Raw genomic sequence first — 2,142 nt, 5'->3', positions numbered from 1 at the left:
GCGGCATCATCCCGGCGCGCAGGCGCTGCGCCGCATCGCCGCCCCCGGCGTCGGCAAGCGCGTCGAAATAACCTACCTGCCACACATAGTCATCGGGCTTGGCAGCGGCCTGCTTTTCAAACCACGCCAGCGACTCATCGACCCGGTTGAGCTTGAGCAGGGCCACCGAATAGACAGGCCAGTAGGCGGGCTCGGCCTGCGCGTCGGACTGCCATTTCGCGACATGCTCGCCAAGCTGCTGCGCGTCACCGTAGTCGTGCTCAAACCACAAGAGCTGCACCCGCGTCGGCACGGCGGCCGGATTGAGCGCCAGGGCCTGCATGTAGGCCTTGCGCGCGCGCGCCTTGCGGCCGTCATGGCTGGCGATGTTGGCCTCCAGCAGCCAGTACATTTCGCTGCCTGCGAACTTCACTTCGTCGCGCTGCGCCAGGCTCGACAAATCGCGCGACGCCTCCCAGCGGGACGCCTGGGAGGCCGCGTCCATCGCCAGCAGCAACCAGCGGGCCTCGGCCAGCCGCAGGTAAGCCTGCTTGCCCACCGCAATGGCCTGTTCCGGCTGGGCGCTGGCGTTATAGAGCGCGATCAGCCTTTCAATCGCCCGGGCATTCGACGAGCCGCCTTCCCACGCGGTGCGGTACGCCAGCAGCGCTTCAGGCTTTGATTCGCGCGCCCATGCGGCGTCGCCGTAGGCCTGCCAGTAAGCCTCCTCGCTTGGCGCGGCGCCAGCGCGCGCCTCCTGCAGCGCCGCCCACGCCTCGTCCGGCCGCTGGGCGCGCAGCAGCAACCCGGCCTGGCGGCGCGCCGATTCGGGCGGGCTGATCAGCTGCGGGCTCATGGCCCGCCAGCTGGCGATGGCCGCCGGCAGGTCGCCCTGCTGTTCCTGCGCGTTCGCCAGCGTTTCCCACTGCGCGCGCTGCAAGGGATGGCGCTTGGCGTAGTTCTGCAAAAACGCCACCAACTGCTTGGGCGCACGGCCGCGCTGCTCAATGGCGACCAGCACGGCGGACTCTTCCGGTTTCATGGGCCGCGCCTGGAACACCGGCCCGGCCAGCGCCAGCCACAGGGCGTCATCTTCCTTTCCAAGCGCCAGGCGCATGGCGTTGGCCCGCGCCTCGGAGCCCGACGGCTCGCGGGCCAGCCAGAGCCATTGCTCCAGCGCGATGTCCTGCTTTCCGGCCCACTCGGCAAGCTGTGCCATGCGGGTGCGTTTTTCATTGTTGGCGGGCTCCAGCGCCACCAGGCGGGTCGCCAGCGCAAGCGCCGCCAGAAGGTCTTTCGCGGCAATTTCCACCTCCACTTGCTGCGACAGGATGTCGGCATCGTCTGGCGCCAGCGCCACCAATGCCCGGCCGGCCCGCTGCGCCTGGGCGGTGTCGTTTTGCGCCAATGCCATCGCCACCATGCGCCGCATGAAGGCCAGATCGCCGGCAAAATGCGGCGCGGACGCTTCAGCCAGCGCCAGTGCCTGTGCGCCCTGCCCGGCCGCCAGGTAGGCATCGATCGCCTGCAGCGTGTATTTGCGCTGGCCCTCCACGTCGTCCTGCGCGATTTGGGCCGCCTCCTGGTAGGCGCGCGCGGCCAGGTCGGGGGCGCCGCTGGCAAGGAATTGCGTGGCGGCCAGATCCAGCCAGCGTTGCCGCCCGGCCGGGTCGATGGCGGCAAGTTTCTGGTAAATCCGTGCCGCCACATTGGGCAGAGCCATCGCCAGGCTGATGTCCGCCAGGCGCCCCAGCGAGCCATGGTCGCTGGTTTCCGTGCGGAGATTTTCGATTTGACGGGCGATGTCATTGCGCAGTCCGGTTCGGTCCGCGCTGCCTGTTGCCAGGGATTTGGCGACCAGGAAGTCAATCTCAAGCGCTTCCATGCGCGCACGCCTTCCGCCTTCGTGGGGCTGACCCAGCAAGGGCGCCAGCACGCTGCGCGCGTCGGCCCATTTTCCGGCCGTCGCCAGGTTGTGCGCCAGGGCGCGCCTGAGCGCGTCATCGTCCGGGTGCACCCGCAAAAGCAACTGCAGGTAGGCAATGGACAAGGCATCTGACTCGCGTTGACTGGAAAGCGCCGTCAATCGCTTCTGGCTGGGAAACAAACCCACCAACGCGGCAATGAGCGCCAGCAAGGCGGTGATAAGCGTCAGAGGCCGCA

General features: G+C 68.2%; 1 protein-coding gene. It reads right to left on the bottom strand.

What is annotated here, in order from left to right:
* A partial coding sequence (locus tag IV091_RS17745; protein ID WP_293470688.1) for a tetratricopeptide repeat protein occupies positions 1-2,029 on the bottom strand: 2,029 nt, incomplete at its 3' end.
* Positions 2,030-2,142 lie beyond the last annotated feature (113 nt).

The sequence above is a fragment of the Polaromonas sp. genome, from assembly GCF_018780625.1.
Taxonomy (GTDB): domain Bacteria; phylum Pseudomonadota; class Gammaproteobacteria; order Burkholderiales; family Burkholderiaceae_C; genus Polaromonas.
The sequence above is the reverse complement of the archived record's forward strand: the minus strand, read 5'-3'. Positions and strand labels throughout refer to the sequence as shown.